Source organism: Vibrio genomosp. F10 str. ZF-129 (assembly GCF_000287055.2).
GTDB lineage: Bacteria > Pseudomonadota > Gammaproteobacteria > Enterobacterales > Vibrionaceae > Vibrio.
On the sequence record NZ_AJYQ02000051.1, the window covers coordinates 25,368 to 50,000 of the forward strand.

Annotated in this window: 25 protein-coding genes; 10 read left to right on the forward strand and 15 right to left on the reverse strand. The window is 43.8% G+C overall.

The window, feature by feature from the left end; all coding sequences use genetic code 11:
- Nucleotides 1–775: 775 nt before the first annotated feature.
- Nucleotides 776–1,141, reverse strand: coding sequence for a hypothetical protein (locus A1QO_RS06090; protein WP_017036856.1), 366 nt, complete (start codon nt 1,139–1,141; stop codon nt 776–778).
- 238 nt (nt 1,142–1,379) lie between these two features.
- Between A1QO_RS06090 and A1QO_RS06095 the strand changes: the two genes are divergently transcribed.
- A complete protein-coding gene (locus A1QO_RS06095; protein WP_017036855.1) occupies nt 1,380–1,706 on the forward strand; it encodes a DUF2500 domain-containing protein in 327 nt (108 codons plus the stop codon).
- Between the two features lie 27 nt (nt 1,707–1,733).
- Here the strand turns inward: A1QO_RS06095 and A1QO_RS06100 are convergent, their stop codons facing one another.
- From A1QO_RS06100 to rhtB, 7 genes are all read right to left on the reverse strand, one after another.
- Nucleotides 1,734–2,747 carry an acyltransferase gene (locus A1QO_RS06100; RefSeq protein ID WP_017040835.1) on the reverse strand — a complete coding sequence of 338 codons (1,014 nt, stop codon included), beginning with the start codon at nt 2,745–2,747 and terminating at the stop codon, nt 1,734–1,736.
- A 122-nt stretch (nt 2,748–2,869) separates the two neighbouring features.
- Nucleotides 2,870–4,087: an organoarsenical effux MFS transporter ArsJ gene (gene arsJ, locus A1QO_RS06105; protein ID WP_017036853.1), complete on the reverse strand. Its 1,218-nt coding sequence runs from the start codon at nt 4,085–4,087 to the stop codon at nt 2,870–2,872.
- Nucleotides 4,088–4,189: 102 nt separating this feature from the next.
- Entirely contained in the window at nt 4,190–4,693 is a 504-nt protein-coding gene (locus A1QO_RS06110) for a cyclin-dependent kinase inhibitor 3 family protein (protein WP_017040836.1), read from the reverse strand.
- A 12-nt stretch (nt 4,694–4,705) separates the two neighbouring features.
- On the reverse strand, nt 4,706–5,707 hold the full coding sequence (locus tag A1QO_RS06115; RefSeq protein ID WP_017040837.1) for an ArsJ-associated glyceraldehyde-3-phosphate dehydrogenase: 1,002 nt from the start codon (nt 5,705–5,707) through the stop codon (nt 4,706–4,708).
- A 21-nt stretch (nt 5,708–5,728) separates the two neighbouring features.
- Nucleotides 5,729–6,064 carry a metalloregulator ArsR/SmtB family transcription factor gene (locus A1QO_RS06120; protein ID WP_017036850.1) on the reverse strand — a complete coding sequence of 112 codons (336 nt, stop codon included), beginning with the start codon at nt 6,062–6,064 and terminating at the stop codon, nt 5,729–5,731.
- Nucleotides 6,065–6,223: 159 nt separating this feature from the next.
- Entirely contained in the window at nt 6,224–7,450 is a 1,227-nt protein-coding gene (locus tag A1QO_RS06125) for an EAL and HDOD domain-containing protein (protein WP_017038505.1), read from the reverse strand.
- Between the two features lie 34 nt (nt 7,451–7,484).
- Nucleotides 7,485–8,102, reverse strand: a complete 618-nt coding sequence (gene rhtB, locus A1QO_RS06130) for a homoserine/homoserine lactone efflux protein (RefSeq protein ID WP_017040838.1) — start codon at nt 8,100–8,102, stop codon at nt 7,485–7,487.
- A 78-nt stretch (nt 8,103–8,180) separates the two neighbouring features.
- On the opposite strand from rhtB, the gene A1QO_RS06135 reads away from it, so the two are divergent.
- The 4 genes from A1QO_RS06135 (at nt 8,181) to A1QO_RS06150 (ending at nt 12,004) form a co-directional block, all read left to right on the forward strand.
- Nucleotides 8,181–9,167 carry an alpha/beta fold hydrolase gene (locus A1QO_RS06135; protein ID WP_017040839.1) on the forward strand — a complete coding sequence of 329 codons (987 nt, stop codon included), beginning with the start codon at nt 8,181–8,183 and terminating at the stop codon, nt 9,165–9,167.
- A gap of 173 nt (nt 9,168–9,340) precedes the next feature.
- Nucleotides 9,341–10,168 carry a Cof-type HAD-IIB family hydrolase gene (locus tag A1QO_RS06140; protein ID WP_017036846.1) on the forward strand — a complete coding sequence of 276 codons (828 nt, stop codon included), beginning with the start codon at nt 9,341–9,343 and terminating at the stop codon, nt 10,166–10,168.
- 158 nt (nt 10,169–10,326) lie between these two features.
- Entirely contained in the window at nt 10,327–11,358 is a 1,032-nt protein-coding gene (locus A1QO_RS06145) for a COG3650 family protein (protein WP_017036845.1), read from the forward strand.
- A 28-nt stretch (nt 11,359–11,386) separates the two neighbouring features.
- The gene (locus A1QO_RS06150) at nt 11,387–12,004 is read left to right on the forward strand and encodes a tRNA-uridine aminocarboxypropyltransferase (RefSeq protein ID WP_017040840.1); all 618 of its coding nucleotides are present in this window, start codon (nt 11,387–11,389) and stop codon (nt 12,002–12,004) included.
- 17 nt (nt 12,005–12,021) lie between these two features.
- Here A1QO_RS06150 and yigB read toward each other — a convergent pair whose 3' ends face one another.
- The 6 genes from yigB to lptM all read right to left on the reverse strand — a co-directional run bounded on the left by yigB (nt 12,022) and on the right by lptM (nt 16,690).
- Nucleotides 12,022–12,735 (reverse strand): 5-amino-6-(5-phospho-D-ribitylamino)uracil phosphatase YigB, encoded by a 714-nt coding sequence (gene yigB, locus A1QO_RS06155; RefSeq protein WP_017040841.1) that lies wholly within the window; start codon nt 12,733–12,735, stop codon nt 12,022–12,024.
- Entirely contained in the window at nt 12,736–13,668 is a 933-nt protein-coding gene (gene xerC / locus A1QO_RS06160) for a tyrosine recombinase XerC (protein WP_017036842.1), read from the reverse strand.
- Entirely contained in the window at nt 13,637–14,344 is a 708-nt protein-coding gene (locus tag A1QO_RS06165; protein ID WP_017040842.1) for a DUF484 family protein, read from the reverse strand. The genes xerC and A1QO_RS06165 overlap by 32 nt, the downstream gene beginning before the upstream one ends.
- A 78-nt stretch (nt 14,345–14,422) precedes the next feature.
- Complete coding sequence (gene dapF, locus A1QO_RS06170; RefSeq protein ID WP_017038508.1) at nt 14,423–15,253, reverse strand: diaminopimelate epimerase; 831 nt, start codon at nt 15,251–15,253, stop codon at nt 14,423–14,425.
- A gap of 10 nt (nt 15,254–15,263) precedes the next feature.
- Entirely contained in the window at nt 15,264–16,517 is a 1,254-nt protein-coding gene (gene lysA / locus A1QO_RS06175) for a diaminopimelate decarboxylase (protein ID WP_017036839.1), read from the reverse strand.
- A gap of 56 nt (nt 16,518–16,573) precedes the next feature.
- On the reverse strand, nt 16,574–16,690 hold the full coding sequence (gene lptM, locus A1QO_RS20765; RefSeq protein ID WP_017036838.1) for an LPS translocon maturation chaperone LptM: 117 nt from the start codon (nt 16,688–16,690) through the stop codon (nt 16,574–16,576).
- A 75-nt stretch (nt 16,691–16,765) separates the two neighbouring features.
- Between lptM and cyaY the strand changes: the two genes are divergently transcribed.
- A complete protein-coding gene (gene cyaY, locus A1QO_RS06185; RefSeq protein ID WP_017036837.1) occupies nt 16,766–17,080 on the forward strand; it encodes an iron donor protein CyaY in 315 nt (104 codons plus the stop codon).
- A 57-nt stretch (nt 17,081–17,137) separates the two neighbouring features.
- On the opposite strand, the gene A1QO_RS06190 is transcribed toward cyaY, so the two are convergent.
- The gene (locus A1QO_RS06190; protein ID WP_017036836.1) at nt 17,138–19,666 is read right to left on the reverse strand and encodes a class I adenylate cyclase; all 2,529 of its coding nucleotides are present in this window, start codon (nt 19,664–19,666) and stop codon (nt 17,138–17,140) included.
- Nucleotides 19,667–20,010: 344 nt separating this feature from the next.
- On the opposite strand from A1QO_RS06190, the gene hemC reads away from it, so the two are divergent.
- From hemC to A1QO_RS06210, 4 genes are read left to right on the forward strand one after another with little or no spacing between them, the layout of a single operon-like run.
- A complete protein-coding gene (gene hemC / locus A1QO_RS06195; protein WP_017036835.1) occupies nt 20,011–20,949 on the forward strand; it encodes a hydroxymethylbilane synthase in 939 nt (312 codons plus the stop codon).
- Nucleotides 20,950–20,952: 3 nt separating this feature from the next.
- Nucleotides 20,953–21,696 (forward strand): uroporphyrinogen-III synthase, encoded by a 744-nt coding sequence (locus A1QO_RS06200; protein WP_017040843.1) that lies wholly within the window; start codon nt 20,953–20,955, stop codon nt 21,694–21,696.
- Nucleotides 21,697–21,699: 3 nt separating this feature from the next.
- A complete protein-coding gene (locus tag A1QO_RS06205) occupies nt 21,700–22,956 on the forward strand; it encodes a uroporphyrinogen-III C-methyltransferase (RefSeq protein ID WP_017040844.1) in 1,257 nt (418 codons plus the stop codon).
- The gene (locus A1QO_RS06210) at nt 22,956–24,137 is read left to right on the forward strand and encodes a heme biosynthesis protein HemY (protein WP_017040845.1); all 1,182 of its coding nucleotides are present in this window, start codon (nt 22,956–22,958) and stop codon (nt 24,135–24,137) included. Before A1QO_RS06205 ends, A1QO_RS06210 begins: the two co-directional genes overlap by 1 nt.
- Nucleotides 24,138–24,633 lie beyond the last annotated feature (496 nt).

The window sequence follows — 24,633 nt, forward strand, 5'->3', positions numbered from 1 at the left end:
TTCAGTATGGTCGATTATCGACACTTTGAGCACAAAGAGACTAAAACCAATCCTTAAAAATAGAAAACATGCCGCGTTAGATAAAAAATAAAGCCAAGAAATATTTATAAAACCCAATAAATACAATGATATAAATTAAATAAAAGGGAAAACAACAACTTGAAAACCCAGGAGATCGCTAAGCCATTTATACGAGGAAAATAAATGACTTTATAGTCAATTAAACAGAGGTTATAGCATTAACCTTTAATTCCCCCACAGATAAAACAAATTTACCCCAACTTTACAAAGATAGAAACCACACAGGCAACCAACCACCCAAAACAACAAAAAAACAAACAACGAACACTAAGTGAACCATTAAATTTAAATTAAAAACAATGAGTTAAAATAATAAAGACAAAAATAGATACGATTAGCTCAAAATAAAAACAGAACAAAAACAGACAACTAAAGCTATGTTTCACGTCAATTAACCAAGAGTAAAGTTAGTATTTTGAAGGTTAGCCAAACAAATACTTGATCAAACCACCAAATCAGTGCTATTGTTATTAGCACAGTATCAAACATCTAAACAGAGGAGCAGAGTTATGATTACTTCTTCACAAAAACAAGGACTTGTAATGATCGCCGTGGTAGTTGGCTTAATGACCCTGCCCGTGATGTATTACTAAAATCACAAAAAACAAAAGGGACGCATTTGCGTCCCTTTTGTTTTTTTAGCTCATAGATAAATCACTTCAACTTACCCATCGACATTACTGATTCATTTCAATTATAAATGTCTCGATAATTCATCCCAATGTACGTAGTAAAACCCTAGCGCTATTAAAGTGATAAACATCATTAAAGCAATCGCGACTCGCCAAATAAAACGTCCGCTTCTCGGTGTTAGCTCCTGCTCACATTCATCACAGGTAGAAAGAAAAGACCGCCTATCTTCTAGCTCATAGTCATCTTCATGAACGATTTTATTGCGAATTGTCGCGATATATCTCAGTTTTCCAATCACATCATGAGGAAGTCGCTCTTCACAGCTACTGATTAACTGATGCAATCCTTTTCCATCCGCGTGATAGTGCCCGCGGAGCAATGCTTCGAGTTTACGGGTGCGTAAAACGACTTTTTCAATATCAGACATTGCAATCCTCCATGGCTATTATTGTAGACAGGCATACTTCCATTCTTCTATATGCACATCACTTTTTCGAGTATTTTCCAAAAATAATTGATAAACCTCGATCTGTAACCCATTGAAAGTAAGCTAATCTAAACTAATTGATGAATAGATTAATACATCGGTCACGATTCATGATCACAAACAGAAAACTCAGTGACAGTCGAGGCTACAATAACTTGTCAATATTACGGAGAGCGTCATGCCTGTTTCACTTTTTATTGCGGTAGCCCTGTTAGCGCTAGGCGCAGCTTGGGTCTTCCTTGGTTTTTATCGAAAGCACATCCAAGGAGAAAATGCGCCTGAGCAGTCGGTTAACGTCACCATTTTAGATAAACAAACCATTCAGGTTCCTGATGCCCAACCCGGTGAAGAAGAAGAGTTTTGGATCTATGTACAGCGCGGAGCTGTCGGTCCTAAGCGAGAATTTCAAATAGGTGTCCATTATTACCATGCACTAAACCCTGGTGATAAGGGAACACTCACCTACCAAGGGGACAAGTTTCTTCACTTCGCGATGAAACGCTAGCTTTATAAGGTATCGCTTATTTGGGGACTATGGCAGCAACCAACGTGTCTTTGCTGAATGAGAAAACAAAACACTCAATAACAACGCCCCTGCACCACTGACCACAATCCATACTGGGATAACCCATGCAGGGTGTCCCTGATACCAACCAAACTCTTTCATCGGCCACAGAAAAATCGGGTGTAGGATATAGATCCCCAAACTATTTTGACTAATCACACCAACAACCTTGCGCGTTTTCTCTGATAAACTCTCTCCAAAATAACGGCACAGCATAAATACCATACTCGCGGCCAATATAACGTTAAGTGTTTTATAGGATAGCCAACGGCCCACAGTATAGGCGTCTGCCGTCACACTTAAATTCACGACCGATACCACTGTAGCAACGAGTGCGATTACACCAAGACCGGTAAAGATCCCAACACTGGTTTTATTAAGCGGTACTTTCTTAAATAGCACATACCCTAATGGTAAGTAACCAGAGTACAACCAAAACTGATTACTCCATGGCCCATCTACCTTGAACAAGTAAAGTACCGTCGTGAACAACCAAACCGCCACCAACGCATAGACCGCTTCATCCGTTGTTCGACGCACAAATATTTGCAGCAACGGAATCACAAAATAGAGCGGAATGAAGTAGTAGAAAAAGCCTAAATGATAGTACGTGGAGTGCGTTAGGCTGTCAGACAGTACCTGTTTAGTTACCCCGATATCGTATCCCGCGAGAGTCCAGCCTGATAAATACGCATAGAACAAAGACCAAATAATAAAAGGCAATAACACCTTACCGAGTCGACGTTTGACATAGTATTTGGCGTCGAACGGTCGCTGATCACTAAGCATCAGGGCGCCTGATATCAAGATAAAGACAGGGACGGCCCAGCGCGATACCCCATTGATACTCACCGCCGTTAGCCATTGGTCAAAAGGAATGGAGCCTAACTCATGGCGATAAGGCGCAAGTACATGAATCGCGATAACAGCAACCGCAGCAACGCAGCGTAATAAATCAAAAAATTGAACACGCTCTCTCACCAAACACTCCTAGCTCCCATCATGAACAGATCGAATATAGCAGCAAAAAATCCGATGATGTAACATCCTGGTCAGATTTTGGTTAAAACATGTTGTTCCATTGAGTCCAGATTCTGGCTAATTTATGCTGCCACTTGGTTTAGCCTTGGCAGTTTTATCGAGATGAATGTCGTCAATAACAAAAACGCAAAAGAAACCCATAAGCAGGCTGCAAGGCCCCCCATTTGAAATACCCAACCAGATAGAATCGTACCGATCAAACGCCCCATCGCATTGGCCATATAATAAAAACCCACATCCAGTGACACGCCATCGCCTTTGGCATAACTCACAATCAGGTATGAGTGAAGTGATGAGTTAACAGCAAAAATAGCGCCGAACACCATCAATCCGCCAATAATAACAAGCTCTGGCTGCCACCCCACTTGTACAGCATAGGCAATACCTGCGGTAACCGCGGTCAATGCCAAGGCCCAGAGAAACGCTGCGTGACCGTCGGGAACTTGACCTTGAGCCTTACCGGTTATTCTCGGTGCGATACTTTGAACAACCCCATAAGCAATGGTCCAAGTCGCGAGAAAACCGCCCACCCATGCGTGATCCCAACCAAACACGCTGCCAAGATAAATGGGTAAAGCAATCACAAACCATACATCACGAGCCCCAAACAAGAACATGCGCGCTGCTGAGAGGATATTAATGGACTCAGACTTAGAAAAAATCTGATTAAACTTAGGCTTAGTTTTCGCTTTGCCCATATCCGCGTCTAAACTCACCACGCTGCCAATGAACACTAACGTAAGCACAGCTGCCATCACCAGCACCGCATATTGAAAACCTATGGTTGAAAGCAAGAGACCGCCGATAAAGAAGCCGGCTCCCTTGAGCGCATTCTTAGAGCCCGTCAGAACCGCAATCCATTGATACAATGCCCCTTGCTGCTTGTCTGGCACCAGCGTTTTGATTGAGCTTTTCGCACTCATTTTGTTGAGATCTTTGGCTATACCAGACAGTGCCTGTGCGGCCATCACCCAAGGAATCGTTAACATGGCACTAGGTACCGCCAGCATCCCCAGTGCTATCACCTGCATCCCCAACCCAATATTCATGGTCTTATTCAAACCAAGGCGAGCCCCAAGCCATCCGCCAATTAAGTTGGTCACCACACCAAAGAATTCATAAAAAAGAAACAGTGAAGCGATCTCTAACGAGCTATACCCAAGGTCATAAAAATACAGAACCACCAGCATACGCAGCGCACCATCGGTAATGGTGAAGTTCCAGTAATTAAACGTCACCAACATGTACTGGCGAACACTTTTGCTTAAATTTGAAAACATACGAGCTTCTCATAAGGTAAACCATCACGTGATAAAAAGGGCTTTTGGATCATCATGTCTCAAAAGCCCTTAAACCTGTGCACTCAGTACATATAAACGAGCTTACTGAGCCGCTACAGCATGAATGTATTCAATTTGAATGGGTTTAGTGAATGCACCAGGACGAAGCGCCTGTACTTCTTGAACAATCTTACTCAGAACCCAATTTTTCTCGAGCAGTAAATGTCCAGCTAGCAAACCTGTACGACCAGAGCCGCCCATACAATGCATTGCTACCTTACCACCGCCATCAACCACTTTATGTAACGCAGGACTGGCCGCTTGCCATTTCGCCGCAAAATCAGCCCCCGGAGCACAATCATCTTCAATCTCGATCTGAAACCAGTGCATACCTAATGCTTGCGCTTTCTCGCCTAGCTCAGACACGTTTTTACTGGCTAGTTCTGCGCTGTCTAGAGCCGTCACAATTGCTTCTACGCCTTGTGCTTTCAGTTGCGCCAAAGAGGTATCTAGATCGGCTTCTTTTGTGCCTGGACACGGAGTAAGCACTAACGCACCTGTTTCTAGATCAAGTTGCCATGTTGGGTGTACTTGAGAAGTTGTCATTATATTTATTCCTTATGCTAGACCAACAGTACGAACAAGCTCAGCGGTGCGCGTTGCGTAGCCCATCTCATTGTCATACCAAGCGTAGATTTTCACCATACGGTTACCCACAACCATGGTTGATTGAGCATCAACAATCGTTGAACGTTGATCGCCTCGATAATCAATCGATACTAATGGACGATCTTCAAAACCAAGAATGCCCTGAAGCTCTCCTTGTGACGCTTCTTTGAGTAACGCGTTCACTTCTTCCGCCGTAGTATCACGCTTCACATCAAACACAATATCCGTCAGTGATGCATTCGCCAGTGGAACACGCACGGCATGGCCGTTAATTTTGCCCTTAAGCTCAGGGAAGATTTCAACGATAGCCGTAGCTGAACCGGTAGAAGTGGGGATCAAGCTCATGCCACAAGCGCGCGCGCGACGGAGATCTTTATGTGGTGCATCCAAAATCGTTTGGGTGTTAGTTAAATCATGAATCGTAGTAAATGAAGATTGTTCAATACCCAGTTTCTCATGGATCACTTTCACCACTGGCGCAATACAGTTCGTGGTACAAGACGCTGCGGTCACAATGCGGTGCTTATCGGCATCAAAAATGGCATCATTCACGCCCACCACAATGTTGGCAATGCCTTCTTCTTTTACCGGCGCGCTCACAACCACACGCTTCACACCCTGTTCTAAGTATTGATTCAAAATAGAGGTTTTACGGTGTACACCCGTTGCTTCAATCACCACATCACAACCAGACCAATCAACAGCGCCTATCTCTCGCTCTTGTGTAGTACGAATGCGGTGCTGATTAACGATAATGTCATTCTGTTCGTGGGTCACGCCGTGATGCCAACGCCCTTGAACCGAATCAAACTCCAGCAGGTGGGCTAATGTGTTTGTATCACCTGCTACATCATTGATAAGCACGAATTCGAGTTCAGGCCAATCAAAAGCAGCGCGCAGTGCCAAACGGCCAATACGGCCAAATCCATTGATTCCAACTTTAATCGTCATTGTATTGATCTCTTCTTCATATTAAGTGCAAGGACGTGCAGCCATTGCTTGCAAACGCTGAACATCCAATTGATATTGTTCCTGTAGACAATTGGACTCTTTTAAGCCCGCGATGACCTTACGTAACCAACCAGGTAATGTGTGTGATACATGGTAGTAAACCCACTGTCCTTCGCGTTCATCCACCAACACGCCTGATTGACGAAGTTGAGCGAGATGCCGTGATATTTTAGGCTGACTTTCATCTAAAGCACTGGTGAGCTCACACACACATAATCGCCCTTCCCTGGCAATTAAAAGCAAACATCGCATACGGGTTTCATCAGAAAGCATTTTAAAAAACTGGTGCGGTAACATTTTAAATCTCACATATACGCATATCCATATATATTAAATTTGCGCTATCGAATGTCAATAGCCCACTCGGGATTGCAATAAAAAGTTCATAGAGATAAGAGATAACGACTAAAAACAGGAAAAAGATAAAGTAGAGATTAACAATAAAAACGGCAACGACTAAGCGATCTGATTGACTTGCTGGCTCCATTTTTGTGCAGACGAGAGCGCAGACACAACCTCTTGAAGATTAAGATCCAATGCATTGCAGAAGCTTTGTAGGCCTTGCCAATCCGCCCGTTCAAAGCACTCTTCTAATTGAAGTAAAGATCCAAATGGTCCACTTCTTTCAAGTAAGATCGATTTAATAGAGTCACTCAGCGGGAGTTGCTCCATCAAGTCTCCTAACGATAAATCCAGTAATGCATCCAACAATGAAAATAGCCCGATGAGAAAAGCTTGATCACGGTGGGTTGAAAAAATGGGGTTGGGTGACATAAGCAGACAGAACTGGGCCCGTTGCAGAGAGAGCTTTGATAATTCTTGAGGCTTATTACGCGAAATAAACGAGGCCACAGTTAACGAAACAAACGACTTCAACTTATCTTGGCCAAGATACAAAAGCGCCTGACGAAAAGAAGAAATTGGCACGCTTAATCGATCCGACATTGAGTTAACAAACTTAAGTAACTTATACGACAATTGAGCATCTTGGGCAATGATACGCTCAACCTTGTCGAAATCGACATCTTGCTTACACACCTCTTGAAATAGCTGCATGGCAACCACTTGATCAGGGCTAATGTAACGCTGTTTGACTAGCTCAGGTTTACTAAAGAAATAACCTTGGAACAGAGTAAACCCTGCCGACCGCGTTGTCATAAACTCTTCTCGAGTTTCCACTCTCTCGGCCAAAAATCGTAGGCGACTGTTTCTCGCCTTGAGGTTTTTGAGCATGATGCAGGCATTTGCCATCCCGACCGCCATGATGTCAATTTTCACGATCTGAACGTAGGGCAGAAATGAACGCCATTCGTTGTGATAGACAAAGTCATCCAACGCAATCAAATACCCTTGTTGGTGGAGTTCTTTGATCGCAGTGAGCAACTCTTCTGTTGGTTGACAGGTTTCAAGGACCTCAATCACCACCTTATCTTTTGGTAGCATAAGCGGTAATCGACGAATTAAGCTTTGGTAAGGAAAGTTAATAAAGCAACGAGAGGATTCAATCGAAGGGTTCGTGCCGATCGCCAAAAAATTTTCAACAATAAGACGGTACGTTGCTCGATTAGATTCTATATGAGCAGGAAATGCATTATTTTCTCCGTCTCGAAATAGGAGTTCATAGCCTAATGTCTGGCGTTTAGCGTTTAGAATTGGCTGACGAGCAACGTAAATATCTTTCATGGCACAACTATCCATATGATTTGAATGCATTTAATCATATTTTTGAGCTCGCGAGTAGCGCGCCACATCCCATAAACATCGAACCAAAAACTCTATTCACCTTCCCCATCACGCTTTCGGAACGAATGAAACGACCTAATTTAGAGGATAATGAGGTATAACCCAACATCACAACGCTATCAATGGCCACCGTAGTCACACCTAAGATAAGCAACTGAGTAAGCTGATCTTGATGCGGATTAATAAATTGAGGAAATAACGCCACCAAAAACACAATAGACTTGGGGTTGGTTAAATTGATGAGTAACGCGTTGCGCATCAGCACCCAGCTCGACAAGGCAGAGTGATCCACACTCGCTTCTAAGCTGGATTGATCTCGCCACTTTTGCACACCTAGCCAAACAAGGTAAACCACGCCTACCCACTTGATAACACTAAAGGCCAACGCCGATTGAGCGACTAGGGCACCAATGCCAGCGCCCACCAACACAATATGAAACGCCAACCCCAACTGTAATCCAACGATCGCTGATAGGGATTTTTTAGTTCCATAATTGAGGCCATTACTGATCGAATTGACGGTACCAGACCCAGGGGCGAGGCTAAATACAATCGCGGTCACAACGTAGGCTAACCAAACATGCATATCCATAGAATTTCCCTCGACTAAATGGGTTTAGCCCAACATAATTTACTCTTAAGTATCACTCGAATATTGACCAAGGATATTATGAATCAATCGAGCTCCATTCACTCATCTTATACTCAAGAGTCATGTTTTGAGCAAGCCATCAGTTCAAATATTTCCCAACTTTGGCAATTGAGAACCGAAGGTTATTTAACGACCAAAGACAGAAAGAAACTGTATTGGTGTAAAGTCACCGACCCAAAACACACGAAAGCGATTGTTATTGTTAACGGACGCGTTGAATCGGCCTGGAAGTATCAGGAACTTTTCCATGATCTCTTTCACCAAGGCTATGACATCTACTCGTTCGATCATCGTGGGCAAGGAATGTCAGATCGCCTGATCGATGACACCGAGATGGGTTACATTGAAGAATTTGATGATTACATCAACGATATGGTTCAATTGGTGACTTCATTTTCTCTTGAGCATTATGAGAAACGCTACTTACTTGCGCACTCTATGGGTGGAGCAGTAGCCACTCGATATTTACAGACCAATCCAAACCACCCTTTCGATGCCGTTTCGCTCAGCGCACCGATGTTTGGCATTGCTATGTCTCGGTTAAACCGGTCTATCGCACTGCCAATGACCCAACTAATGAGCATGATGACGACGTCACCTCGCTACGCACCGGACCAAAAAGGGTATTACGCGAAACCTTTTGAGGTAAACCCTCTGACCCAAAGCTCTATTCGCTATGACTGGTTTCGACAGCTCTATGAAGACAAACCACAACTTAAATTAGGCGGGCCAACTCACCGTTGGGTGTGGCAAGGTCTAATGGCGACGAAGCAATGCGTTCAGCAAACGAGGCGTATTGAGGTGCCGCTTCTTCTCATGCAAGCCAGTGAAGATGTCATCGTCGACAACAGGGACCAGATTCGCTTTATTAAAAAACTGGCGAAAACCAACAATCAATGTGCCTTAAAAATCGTGTACGGATCAAGACACGAGTTACTGTTTGAAAAAGATGACTATCGAAACAATGCTCTGGATTGCACGCTCCAGTTTTTTGCTCAACACTGAATATCACTTAGCGCAGACCAAAGCGTCTTAGGCACGGCATACTTTAGCCCTTAACCTCACACTAAATGAGGAAAAAGAGAAAGCTTAACTTACCCTCTTTTTTTCCTCATTATTAGCGTAAACTAGGCGCATAAAAAGACCCATTGACCCACTTTCATCCTCATGAGGATATTATGACTACTGCCGATAAACATTCTAACTTTCATATTGTTGCCTCCGACCTTGACGGTACGTTACTCGCTCCAAATCATAAACTTAGCGACTTCACAAAACGTACTCTAAAAGAGCTGCACGAGAAAGGACTGACGTTTGTTTTCGCTACTGGCCGCCATCATGTTGATGTGGCAGGCATTCGTGAACAGGTGGGCATTCCTGCTTATATGATTACGTCCAATGGAGCACGCGTTCACGATCAGAACGACCAGCTGATGTACAGCCAAAACGTGCCAAAAGATTTAATTCAACCGGTGATCGATGTCATCAAACAAGATCCTGACATCATGATTCATATTTATCAAAACGATGAATGGCTGCTAAACAAAGAAGACAGTGTACTGAAAAACTTCCATGACGAATCTGGCTTTACGTACAAAGTGTTTGATGTCGATAATGCCCCGGTCGATGGTGTCGCTAAAATATTCTTTACTCACCCTAATCACGATCATGATTATCTCGTCCAGTATGAAGATAAACTTAACGAGCTGTTCGGTGAACGAACGAATATCGCCTTCTCTACCCCTTGGTGTTTAGAAGTGATGGCAGCCGATGTATCAAAAGGCGAAGCGATTAAAGCGGTTGCCCACTCTATTGGCCAACAACTCGAAAACTGCATCGCATTTGGTGATGGAATGAACGATGTGGAAATGTTGAGCATGGCAGGACTTGGCTTGGTCATGGGCACGTCTCACCATAAAGTCATGGCAGCGCTTCCAAACAACCCTGTGATTGGTAGTAATGCCGACGATGCCGTTGCTCACTATCTGAAGGAACACCTCATTTAATCATTGATACACCCTGCAATCCCCCCTATATCATGACCCCTAGACATCAACACTCTAGACCAAAGAAAGGGCAGTCACTTGCCCTTTTATCTTGTTTCTAATTTTCGTCATCACTATGCCATAATGCATTCATTGAATTCGTTATAAGTGACTCTCATATGAAGGTATTAAAACGTTCTGCTTTGCTGGTAACGCTGGCTGCACTGCAAGCTTGTTCCACCAACACCGCCTCAACCACCGCTGTTGAACCAATCAAAGCAACCCTCGATAAACCTGAAACCGTTCAACCCCAAACGTTTGTGCTTCGAGGAGAAGTCGTCATCGGCCATGAGGTAAGCAGTATTACCCCATGTGGAAGTAATAAGCAGTTCTGGTTGGCGCTCGATTCTTTGCCACTCTCACCTGCACAACATTTAGTTAAAACGCCCTACCAGCCTCTCTATGGAGAAGTGATAGGCCATCTTGTGACGCCAAGCCATCATGGCTTTGATTCAGATTTTGAAGCGCGCTTTGTTGTTGACCAAATCAACCTGTTAACCGCTGAAAATCCCAATCGATGTAACCTGCCAACAAAAGCAACGGGTATGTATGGCACTGAACCCAATTGGTCGGCCAGATTTCAAGGCAACGAGCTTATCTTCCAACGTATGGGTTTTGACGCTCAGGCGCTGACGATCACAAACCATCAAATCTCAAGTGACCAGCGTCACTACATCTTAGAAAGCGGTGAACTTTTATTAAATGCCAAGAACTGCAGCGATGGTATGAGTGATAGCTTATTTGGTTGGCAAGCTCAGGTAACCTTAGCGAATGAAACATACAAAGGTTGCGCCACACTTTCTAACCAAGACGCAACAGCAGGTTGGAGCGGTATTTATAACGCTAAATCGACGGATAATAGTAATTTCAATGTTCAAGTAGAGTTATTCCCTGATCATACGGCAGTCACTCAATACGATTATAATAACGGCGAGCCAGCGATCGTTGAGAAAGGCTATTGGCAGCAACTTAATGCCGATCAAGTCCAGGTCGTCATGACTCATCATCAACGTCAATTTCTCCGCTCAGAGCGTATATTTACCCGAGAAGGCGATCAGTTGACTGCGACCCAAGAAAAAGTCGGCGATGTCCTCTACCCTATTGCTAATGACGGATTAACGCTGTTTTCTGTCGATAGCATAGACCAATAGATAGATCGCCTAACAAACGATGATACCGATGAATAACAAAGCATCTGCATGTAAACATTGTCACTTGTCGCTGCACTGTGTCTGCGATTTGATTCCGACGATCGAATCGCCCATCCATATTGCATTGTTGATGCACGAGAATGAACTTAAGCGAGAGACCAACAGCGGTCAGTGGTTATTGGCAAGCTTAACCAAGTGTACTCAGCATACTTGGCGGCGGAACACGCCCAGCGAATCGTTGATTGAATTAATGAACCAACCGGATATCGTGCCGATGCTGGTATTTCCCAATGACTCAAGCCGCTGCGTTTCACAGACTAGGCATCATTGGAGTCTAGAGAATAACAACAAAACACCACTGTTTATTATTTTGGATGGCACTTGGCAAGAAGCGAAAAAGATGGCGAACAAGTCGCCTTGGCTTGCACAATGCCAAACCGTACACTTGTCACCCAGTACACGTTCGAATTATCAATTAAGGCGTAATCAAGCCGACGGGCATTTATGCACCTTAGAAGTCGGTGCAGAGCTGCTTCGACTGGCAGGCGCTGATCAAGCCTCGACTCAACTCACTGATTTTTTTCATCACTATATGAAGGTTTATCACGCGGATAAATGCGGTCATCGATATAAGAGTCAAGACTAACCCGTTTCAGTCACCGGTTATAAGTCGAGTAAGGAATCCAGTCGGTTTATTTCGACATCGGGCAGGACTCGGCTTCGCTGGTGGCGCATTAAGTCGGTATCTTGATCATTAAACCAACACGCCTGAAAACCATTATTTTTGGCACCCACCACATCCGTAATAAGATGATCACCCACATGCAAAATGTGTTTTGGGGCAACCTTCAAAAATTCTGAGGCTTTAACAAACAGATCTTCTGCCGGTTTCGCCCTTCCATCTGGACCCGCTTTTAATACCAAAGAAAAATACGGATCGAGTGCAATCTTGTGAACATCAACGTTCCCATTGGTGATCGCCACCAGCGGGTAACGCTGACTTAACAAAGTCAAAACTCGATGGGTTTCATCCGGAACTTGAAACTGACTGCGCAGCTCCAATACTTTGTCAATGGCCGCTGTCGCCGCCAGATCCGCTTGTTCATCGTTATAACCGAGTAACTTGAGCCCTTGATAAACTTGAGTAAAACGCCAGCGTGTCACGTCATGTTTCAACATCGGCTCGTTGATCATCACATCTCTTTTTACTTGTTGCCACCACTCTAATGGTCGTTGAGCACTGATAGGATGATTCTGATGCAGCCATTGCGTGATTTTGCTCTCAACACGCAAAATCACCGGACGGTTATCATACAAGGTATCGTCAAGGTCAAAAGTCATGGCTTGAATAGGCAATACACGGCGATAAAAGCGCATCTATTTTTTGTCCTTTTTCTTGGCTCTTGGATGGGCTTGATCGTAAGCCTGTGCAAGATGTTGAAAATCTAGGTGCGTATAAATCTGGGTCGTCGAAATATTTTCATGGCCCAATAATTCCTGCACTGCACGCAAGTTGTTACTGGATTCAAGCACATGAGTCGCAAACGAGTGGCGTAATTTATGCGGGCTGATATGACTCGCTATGCCTTGTTTTTGCCCCCACTCTGCCATGCGCTTTTGCACATTACGATGGGAAATTCGCACGCCAGTCTTGGAAACAAACAGCGCTTTTTCATCGTTATTTGCCATGCTTGAACGGTATTTAAGCCATTGACCAACCCATATCTTAGCTTCACCAGAAAAGGGCACTTTACGCTCTTTGTCTCCCTTACCGATAACTCGAATTTCACCCGCACTGGCACGAATATCTTTGATGTTAATGCTGACCAACTCCGCTAAGCGAAGCCCTGCCCCGTACATCAATTCCATCATGGCACGATCGCGAATTGAAAGCGGGTCATCGCCACTGTCGACGTCAAGCAACTGCCCGACTTCATCGACATCAAGATTTTTAGGTAAAGGTCGTTGCTTACGAGGGGCGGATACCCCTTTCGCAGGGTTGGCACTGAGCTCACCGCGAAGAATGAGAAAATCGAAAAAGCTTCTTAAACACGAAAGACGAGTCGCTAAGCTGCTCGCTTTCATTCCATCTCTCATTCCTTTACTAGCAAGCTGCCTTACCCAAGCGGCATCGATATCGTGCCATTCAGTAAGATTCATTGAGCTCAGCTGCATCGCCATGGTTTCTAACTGCTGTTTATAGTTTCGTTGAGTATGCAGACTTAGCCCTTTCTCGCTTCTAAGATATTCATAAAAGCGTTCTAAGGGCCGTTGTAAACTATGAGGAAGTGTTGCTGTAGGCTCGTTCATTATCGATCACTTGCCAAGGAAGAGTGCTGATTAAATGTGAGACAACCAAGCCTAGGTGGCGCAAAAACAAGGTATCCATATGAGGCTGAAAATGCCCACCATCTTCGCTAGAGAAAACCAGAACGCCAAGGGTTTTGTCTTTTCCTAACGGAAGCACGACATAAGAACCCAGCTCAGGCGCGCGCGAATGCTCCCCTAATAACTCTAGCCGATCAATCTTGCGTAAGCGTCCTAAATAAGCGGGCTTACCGTTGAGATGATTCAAAGAAAAACGTTGGATTTGTTCTTGGTTCGTCATGTACTTGGCCGCTTGGGCATCAATCAATCGAACATACGCCTTTAAAGACAGTGCGTTAGCTTTCGTTTCAATAGCAGCAAAGACGCTATTCAGATCTTGGCATTTCAGTACTTGCTCTTGAAGATCCATAAACTCATGGAACGTATGGTCATTTTTAGCCGCGAGTGACATTAGCGTGGTGATCTCTTCTTCAAGCTCTTCAATGCGTTGGCGCTGCCTATTTAGCTGCACATGAACCAGAGACACCGCCCCTTGTTCTTGATGAGGCAATGAAAGGCGATCAACCAATGCTTTACGTTGTAAAAAGAAATCAGGGTGGTCTTTGAGATACTCGGCAACCACTTCAGCGGTTAACGTATCCGCTTCTATATGTGACAAAATCATTCCTTAATTAGCTGTTATGAGCTTAGTTAATTAGCAAGTAGGCGTGACCAAAAATGAGCTAACAAAACTGAATTAACAAGAAAGCTGACCATCAAAAACATGGGTCGCTGGGCCTGTCATATACAGTGGATGGCCAGGGCCTTGCCACTCAATATACAAAGAGCCACCAGGTAAATGCACCGTGACTGAGCTATCGAGCAACCCCTGAACAATCCCTACCGCGACCGCTCCGCAAGCACCACTTCCACATGCTTGGGTTTCACCGGCTCCGCGCTCATAGACACGCAATCGAACTTCATCACGGCTAATGACTTGCATAAAGCCTGCATTAACTCGTTCAGGAAAACGCTCATGGGACTCCAACAATGGCCCTAACCTGTCAACATCGGTAGTATCGAGGTCATCGACAACAGTAACCACATGAGGATTACCCATGCTAACAGCACCACAAAAGAGGGTATCGTCATCCGTACGTAAGATGTATGTCTTCTCGGTTTGCTTGGCTTTAAAAGGGATTTTGCTCGGTTCAAATACGGGTTCGCCCATATTTGCCGTGACCTGATCATCCTCTTCAATCGCCAGTGTCATCTTGCCTTTCTTGGTACTCACATTCACCGTAAATTTATTCGTAAGACCTTTCATCCGCACAAATCTAGCGAAGCAACGAGCACCGTTTCCACACTGCTCAACTTCACTGCCATCCGCGTTAAAAATGCGGTAATGGAAATCAGTTTCCGGATCATAAGGGGCTTCAACCACCAACAACTGGTCAAAACCAACACCAGTATGTCGATTCGCCAAACGACGAATCAAATCTGGCGAGAAGAAAATATTTTGGGTAATGCAATCAACAACCATAAAGTCATTACCCAATCCGTGCATTTTAGAAAAATGGAAATGCATAGTACTACTGTTACTCCGGTAAGATGTTCTCTAAAGCCCAAAGACTAGATAGCTCTTCACGCTGACGAACTAAGTGCGTTTTATCACCGTCAACCATGACTTCTGCAACACGAGCACGTGTGTTGTAGTTTGATGACATAACAAATCCATAGGCACCCGCAGAACGAATCGCCAGTAAATCACCTTCAGCAAGAACCAAGCTACGATCTTTACCTAAAAAGTCGCCCGTTTCACAAATCGGGCCGACAATATCATACGTTTTGGCTTCACCTTGTCTTGGAACCACTGGCACAATATCTTGCCATGCCTGGTAAAGCGCAGGGCGCATTAAATCGTTCATCGCCGCATCAATAATGGCGAAGTTTTTATGCTCGGTATGTTTCACGAACTCAACTTTGGTCAACAACACACCTGCGTTCGCAGCGATGGCTCGGCCTGGTTCAAAAATCAGCTCGAGATCAGGATGATTGCCTAAACGAGACAGAAGCGCTTTCGCGTAATCCGTTGGCTGTGGCGGTTGTTCATCTCGGTACACAACACCTAAACCGCCACCCACATCAAGGTGCACAATATCAATGCCATCGGCTTTCAATTGATCAATCAGAGTGAGTAATCGATCCGTTGCATCGATGAAAGGTTCAAGATCCGTCAATTGCGATCCAATGTGGCAATCAATGCCTTGGATATTCAGGTTCTCAAGACTTTGGGCAAATTTGTATACCGCTGGCGCTCTATCAAACGCGATGCCAAATTTGTTGTCGCGCAAACCTGTAGAAATATAAGGGTGAGTATTGGCATCCACATCGGGATTAATACGTAACGAAATCGGAGCAATCACTCCAAGCGACTGAGCCACTTTATTTAAACGCTCTAACTCTGACTCCGATTCAACATTAAAACACTTAATCTTTAGCTCTAATGCACGCTTCATTTCCGCTTCAGTTTTACCAACACCAGAAAAAACCACTTTCTTTGGATCGCCACCAGCAGCGATAACGCGTTCAAGTTCACCAGCCGAAACAATATCAAACCCTGAACCAATACGAGCCAATGCGTTCAACACGCCTAGGTTGGAGTTTGCTTTTACGGCATAACAGACAAGATGCGGGTGATCACCAACAGATTTATCAAATGCGTTCCAATGACGTTCAAGCGTCGCTCGTGAATAGACATATAAAGGCGAGCCATATTGCTCAACTAAGCTCGTTAGCGCTGTATCTTCAGCCCATAACTGGCCATCATCCTGGTAGTTGAAATAATCCAAAGTGTTTTCCTTTCTAAATTAGACTGATCTTTCTTATTTATTGTGTTTGTTTTATTTTATTGAGCTTGTTCATTTTGTGGCGCTTCTTCTGGCATGTACAATCCGCCAGTTTGCCCACAGCCTGCAATTGTAAAAATAGAGAGCATAAAAAGTGCTACAATCGATTTTTTCATTTTGCATCTCGTGATTATTGATTCAATGCCCCCTATAATCGCACCACAGTCTAGAAAAGCAATAGGATAACAACGATGAACGATATGGAATTTCATCAACAGGTCGATTTACAAATACAGAGTATTGAAGATGCGATTGATGAATCAGGTGCAGATATTGATTTTGAAGCGTCTGGAAATGTGCTGACCTTAGAGTTTGATGATAGAAGTCAAATCATCATCAACCGCCAAGAACCGATGCATGAAATATGGTTAGCATCGAAATCAGGGGGTTTTCACTTCAAGTTTATCGATCAACAATGGATTTGCTCAAAGACCGGAATGGCGCTTTTCACTATGGTCAAACAGGAATGTGAAAAGCACGCCAATGAAAGCATCGACTGGCCTTAGAGGCGATTCTCAATCTTTAAAGCAATAAAAAAGAGTACGTAATGTACTCTTTTTTATTTATGCATTGACTACTCTCGATGGCTTGGAATAAGCCGCATTATCATTTCTATAAGGGACAACATAACAATCCCCTTCCTCAGGATGAACGATTTGATAGTACTGAGGCAGGTTGAAGTTAATGGCGTCACAAGACGCTAAGGTTTCATCTTTGGCGGAAGTATAAAAAGTATTGACGCTTGTAATCATGTCATCTTTTTCACCACTAAACTGGTGGTAAACTTCGCTCAAGTTATTTTCGTCCAACACATAAATATTGAAGCCCTGATCGGTATCTTCAAAGAAAAATTGCACTAAGCCTTCACTCGCAAAGCCATCAATGACAACGGGCAGCTCACAATCTTGCTCTTTGTCGATCATCAATAGTGGAGAGCCATTGAGCTTATTGGTGGAAATACTCCGATAGAAATCGATAGAGTTCTCTAATTTCTGAACGGAAACACCCCGTCTTTCAAAAAACAATCCATACATCTGCTGTCCAATACGCATCGCTTTGAATCGGCGGCGTTTTTCTTTTTCAATTGGCTTCAAACGTAAATCGATACACTCAGCAAGCAATTGGTATACGGTATTTCGAATCACACCACGAAAATTTTTGGCGTAACAGAAAACATCGACAGATTCCGGGGGTATCGCATCTTGATGCATTTTGCCTAACACGGTTTTCAGTGCATCTAAAATCGCTGTTTCACCCTGAAAATGCAGAGTTCGAACTTCATGCCATGAATTACGATAAACCAAATCGACACTGCCGATTAAGCTCTTCTGCTCTTTATCAAAGCTGAAAATATCAATATCTTTCATATCAACACGCATAGTCTTGGTGTTGATGTCAGCCGTGGGATCACTTTCAAAATTAATAAACATAGCCAACTGGCTAATTTCACATGGACTTGCCAGCGCTTGCATCGTTGGGCGACGTTTACGTAAAGAGAAGGTATTACGCAGATCACTCACCATCTGATAAAACTTATCAATGTCTAACTGAGCTTTGCGAACAACCGAATGCAAACGGGTCGATTCGGTAATCATGCCATTAAAGAATGCCCATGCCACTAACTTACTGAGGTATTCATGATGCTCGAGGCTTGGCTGACCAATAATACGATGCGGTATTAGTGGCTGCTTATACAAATACCAACCGGGTAAATTGGAATGACTGTTTTGAACTTCGATGAAGGTTAAATCAGGCTCATGTAAATCAGGAGAAATCTGTGGATTAAGTAATGTCACCTTGCCTGGAAGCACTTCGAATGCGGCGTAGAGCTTACGAGCCAAGATACTAATATCTTGAGGGCTAATGGCTGAGGTAATGTCATTTTTTCGAGCGAACTGAATCAGGTTTCGATAGCTGAGCATTAGAGCATCAAGCAGGGCATGATGCACAATCTTAACTTGCTCTACTTTCCAATGGCGACGATCATCGAGTTCAGTAATCACGTCCGAACCCCAATTCCAATGCTTCGTCATGTCAGCGAGAGCTTCACGACGCCACGCTACAGAGCCGACACCAGGCTCTCTAGAGAGCTTTTCATGTGTTTTTAAATAAAAGCAACGTCTTACCAGGTCCAACCGAGATTCATCACCGATTCGCTCTAGGTAACGCGTCACTTTCTCAAGCATCAAATAATAAGCATCCATCCCATACAAATCGGGCTCATCAGCAAAGAAACGTCGCTTGGTATCGAGGCTTAATAATTGCGTATTTGGGTATTCCCATGAATATGCTTCAAGCAATATCGCTTTAAGTACCGACTTATAGGGAGAATCAATACTTTTATACAACTGCCACAAGTTTGAGCCAAAATACTCTTCTGCCGGAATGCGATTAAGTTTGCCAAAGTTGATCCACTCACTGCAGTCAATACCACCGCGAGCACAAAGCTGTTTTACATAATCGTCGTAGCACTCTTCCATTTCAGGAGGAACGATTTGCCACAACAGTCTCTGCCCCGCGAGACGAACGGCTGAACGATAAAATTCATCAAGAAGCAGTAAGTGTTGAGAGGACCCACAGTTGTCACCGGTCATCTCTTCAGAGTGGTTATGCTTAAACCGTGTTTCATCCATCAAAAAGAAGTTAGCTTCAATACCCTGAGTTTTTGCCCAATCGGTAATATTTAAACACTTACTCGTTAGGATTGCTCTATGCTCGAGTGTCATATTGGGTGAAATACACACCCAAATATCTAAATCACTCGACGTGCTCTGACCAATAGAAGACGTGCTGCCCATGGTGTACAACCCCAAAATAGCAGGCGTATCAGAGGATTTTAATGAGTGATTAACTGTCTTTTCTGTGTCTTCAATGTATTGACGTTGAATATCCGAGGCTTCAAAAGAGAGAATTCCGTGTGGCGCTTCACCGCCTGAATAACCAGGAATAATAGGGTGGTCAAAATGAAAAAGAAGCGGGATAAGGTTAAATACACGCTGACCTTGCAGATCCATTAGCGCCAGCGCACGCTCAATGCGTTGCTGGTTCAAGCGGTCTAATCGTTGGATTAAAGTCTGTGTATAAGCCTGCAAGGGTGTTTCCTTGATTGAATTATAGTGTTGTGTTTCGTTCATCTTTCGAGCAAACCACAATAACAAAACGTGATCAATCTAACACTTTTTATTGATTTGGTAAAGAATTGAACCGAGTTCAAACAAAAAAGCCATTTCTGCATCTTCGATTTCTAATTTTTACCTAGTGTCGTAGTTAACTCGCATTCCTAACAATAGGTCACACCACAAATGCGAGATATCTCACATAATTTTCAGCTAATTGTACCATCTCATCCTCAATTTTATAACCAAGTGATCTAGTAGTAATACTTTCAGAATGGGAGTGGTAGGATTAAGAAAAATATCAATCGACGAAGACACCTATGACCCATACCACCCCGATTCGTATCGCCACTCGAAAAAGCCCTCTTGCGCTTTGGCAAGCCTATTTTGTTAAAGATGCTCTTCAGTGTGCTCATCCCGGCCTTGAAGTCGAGCTCGTTACCATGGTGACCAAAGGCGATATTATCCTTGATACACCATTGGCAAAAGTGGGGGGGAAAGGCTTATTTGTGAAAGAACTAGAAGTCGCGATGCTAGAAGGGCGTGCTGACCTCGCGGTACACTCAATGAAAGATGTGCCTGTTGATTTTCCGGACGGCCTAGGTCTTGTCACTATTTGCGAACGTGAAGATCCAAGAGATGCTTTTGTCTCCCATCACTACGCGAGTATTGAAGAACTCCCACAAGGTGCGGTTGTCGGCACCTGCAGTCTACGCCGCCAATGCCAACTACTTGAAGCTCGACCTGATCTTGTGATCAAAGAACTGCGCGGAAATGTTGGAACGCGATTGGGGAAATTAGATGCCGGTGATTACGATGCCATCGTTCTTGCCGCAGCAGGATTAAAACGCTTAAACCTGGAAGAGCGTATTCGCAGTTTCATTGAACCAGAGCAATCGTTACCTGCGGTAGGGCAAGGTGCGGTTGGAATCGAATGTCGCTTGGATGATGAGCGACTGATTAAACTATTGGAGCCTCTTAATCACGCAGACACAGCAGACCGAGTTCTATGTGAGCGCGCGATGAATCTAACGCTTGAAGGTGGCTGTCAGGTTCCGATTGGTAGCTATTCACTACTTGAAGGTGACGATATTTGGTTACGTGCCCTTGTTGGCGAACCTGATGGTTCAAAAATGGTACGTGGAGAGATCCGTGGCCCTAGAACACAAGCTGAGCAGTTAGGTGTTCAATTAGCCCATCAATTGCTCGATGATGGCGCAAAAGAAATCCTTTCAAAATTGTACGCTGAGCACGAATAATTTATGGCGGTGTTGGTCACTCGTCCTGAACCCCAAGGGTTTCAGCTATGCCAGCAGCTATCGGAGGTGGGGATTTCAGCGCTCCACCATCCACTGATTACGATCACCCCTGTTCCACAGATTATTGAACAAATAAAGCATCTAGATAGCTTTGATATTGTCATCGCGGTCAGTCAGCACGCGGTCGACATAACTCATCAAGCTTTACTCAGCAGCTCAAAATCTTGGCCCACTCATCCGACCTATATTGCTGTCGGTCAAAAAACCGCACAGATTTTAAGCAAACTCGCCCAACAAAAAGTACACTACCCGAAGGTTGGTGATAGTGAACATTTATTGGCACTACCGTCTCTTCAATCGATTCAGAGCAAACGTATTGTTATTCTGCGGGGTGATGGTGGACGAGAGCTCATTTACGACACATTAAAAACACGTTTAGCCCAAGTTGAGTACCGAGAGGTCTATCAACGGGATTACATAGATTTTCAATCCGATACTTGTGTGTCTAATTGGCAGAAGCAATCTATTGATACCTTAGTGATTACAAGCACTGGGCAATTGAATTTCTTCGCTTCTCAAATAGATCCAGCCTATCGCGGTTGGTTGTACCAGCTTCAGTTGCTGGTACCAAGTGAACGAATAGCAAACGACGCACAACGATTAGGGTTTAACTCAGTCACGAATACCGGTAGTGCTTCAAACCGCGATTTAGTGGCTGCTCTACAGCTTAAAAAAACAGGACTATAAGCAATGACAAGCAAAAAAAATAATGAGCATATTGAACCTGAAAAACAAACCAAGTCAGACGCTAATGATACTGGCCTGAAAAATACGAAACAGGCTATTGAAGCTTCAGAAAAACCGCCAGAGCCTCAAGCACATCAAGGGGCGTCAAATTCCGAGAAGAGTGTTGAAATAAGTGATGGTAAGTCAGACGCATTCGAGCGCAGTCAAAAAGCAAAACCAACGGATAAGCCACCAGTGAAAAACTCGCGTAAGCTAAGCATTGCTGCAATCATTTTATCCCTGTTAATTGGTGGGGTGCTTTCCTTTAAAATTCAGCAGCAGAACGAATCCAATCTCGCTCAAATTGACGCATTAAAGATCCAATTAACAGAATCGAAATCAGAGTTCTCACAACAAGTTGCAGAAGCCCAAAAAGAGACCATCAATCAAGCTTCTCAAATAACGAATAAAGCCGAAGTCTTATTGAATCAGCAGCAAAAAAGCATTGAGAGTTTGCAAATGGCTCTCGCCGACATGAAAGGTCGTCGACCAAATGATTGGTTGCTAGCGGAAGCCGATTACTTGGTCAAACTGGCAGGACGTAAATTATTTCTAGAGAAAGACGCCGTCAGTGCAACTCACTTGATGGAAAGTGCCGATCAAAGTATCGCCTCTCTTAATGATCCAAGTTTAGTTCCGCTACGAAAGGCGATAGCCACTGACATTACCCAATTGAAATCAATACCGATAGTGGATCGTGATGGTCTTGTTCTTCGCCTAACCTCATTACAAAAACAAGCAGACACATTACCTCTTGCCAATGCCATTCTTCCTGAAGCGCAGGTTCAAGAAGCACCTGTCGTCTCAAAAGACATCTACGAGTGGCAAGACAATTTAATAACGTCACTTAAAGATTTTTCAAAGAATTTCATAACGTTCAGAACCAGAGATGGCAACATCGTTCCTTTGCTGTCTCCACAGCAAGACTTTTATTTAAGAGAGAACATAAAGGCTAAGTTGGAAACTGCGATTAAGGCCACCTACGCTGAACAAGAAGAGGTCTATAACACCGCATTAATCACCGCTCATCAATGGTCGAGTGCTTTTTTCAACGCCAACGATAACGCGGTTAAAGAGTTCAACGCAGCCCTCGAGCATTTATCAAAGCAAAACATCCAGGTAGCTTATCCAGGGAAGCTAACCACACAAAATATTCTGTCCGATGTCATTACAGAGCGTTTACGACGTGAAGTTGCCCCTCTCGTTACGGAGGATAAATAATGTTTCGTTCGATTTTTCTATTCGTAACCTTAGGCATAGGCCTGTTTATTGGCACTCAGTATTCAGGACAACAAGGTTACGTACTGATATCCATTGCGGATAAGACCATTGAGATGAGCGTTACCACACTGGTTATTTTCGTCATCGCAACTCTAGCGGCGCTGTTCTTTTTAGAATTTTTGATTAAGAAAGCACTAAGAGCAAGCTCAACAACCTGGAACTGGTTCAGTGTGAGAAAGCTCAAACGCTCAAGGCGCTTAACCAACGAAGGCATCATTAAATTACTAGAAGGCGATTGGAAAGGTGCTGAGAAAAAAGTGACTCGATGGGCCAATCATCATGATATGCCATTACTGTGCTATTTGGTTGCGTCTGAAGCCGCACAAGGGCTAGGAGATAAAACAAAGCGCGATCATTACTTAGCTCTAGCCAGTGAGCAAGAGAACGCCCATTTGGCGGTTGAACTGACGAAAGCCAAGCAGCAAGTAAGAGAATCAGAATACGAACTAGCCTTTGATACACTCTCAAATCTTAAAGCAGATTACCCAAACAATACCATCATCCTCAACCTGCTTAAGACCGTCTACTTAGAACTTAATCTATGGCAACTTCTGCTTGAACTGATCCCAAAACTGTCTAAAAACAAACTACTTGATGCTGAGGAACAAAAGCAGATTGAACAAAAAGCACAATGTGGATTGCTCAGTGAGATCGCCGCACAAAAAGGCAGTGAAGGGTTAATTTATCATTGGGATAAGTTACCTAAAAAAGTTAAAGCAGATACCCATCTTATCGGTTGCCTTATTAAGCAACTTATTGTCCGAAAAGCCGATAATCAAGCTTATACCATATTGAAAGAAGCGTTAAAAAAACAACCTACGCCCGATCTTTATGCGTTGCTACCCGACATCAACTTGTCAGACTCGCATCCTCCGATTCAATTACTATTGGGGACCATTAAAAAAGATTCCAGCAATGCGAGCGCACATAGTGCCTTGGCTCAGTTCTATCTCAGAGAAGGGAACTGGCGAGAAGCTCAAACGCATTTAGAAGCTGCATTATCTATACGCTCTAATATTTCAGACTACGCTTATCTTGCTGATGCATTGGAGAAACAAAATATGTCGAAAGCAGCCCATGAGGTATCGAAGAAGGCATTGATGCTAGTGAATAATTCGTAGCGACAACGATTTTATTCGTAACCGTATGCCGACAGATATGTCGGCATTTTTTTGCACAAATACCTGGTTGTAGGTTCTGAAAAACTATCTGTAAACACCCCCACTATCTGTACTATAAATTTCCTTGAACACATATCTAGAGCTAGCGAGTAATGCCGTCATAGTGGGGTTATAATTGATGTTTCTAGCTAGAATGGCGACGATAATGCAAGGGGGATTGAGTCATGCCAGTGCCATCAATGGTCCACAATACTCACTTGAGCTCACCCCTATAGAACAAGTTTGGTTATGGTTATGGTTATGGTTATGGTTATGGTAACACTATCCAGAGAGACAAAACCTTATGACTATAACGACATTGTTTCCACGCTCAGTCACACTTGAGATGCGTTTCCTGACGGACTTGGAACATGTTGTAAAAGAGATGAGATATAGCTGATGAGTTGATTTTCTGATTGGCATTATTCAAACGTAAAAAAGCCCAAGTCTTTCGACT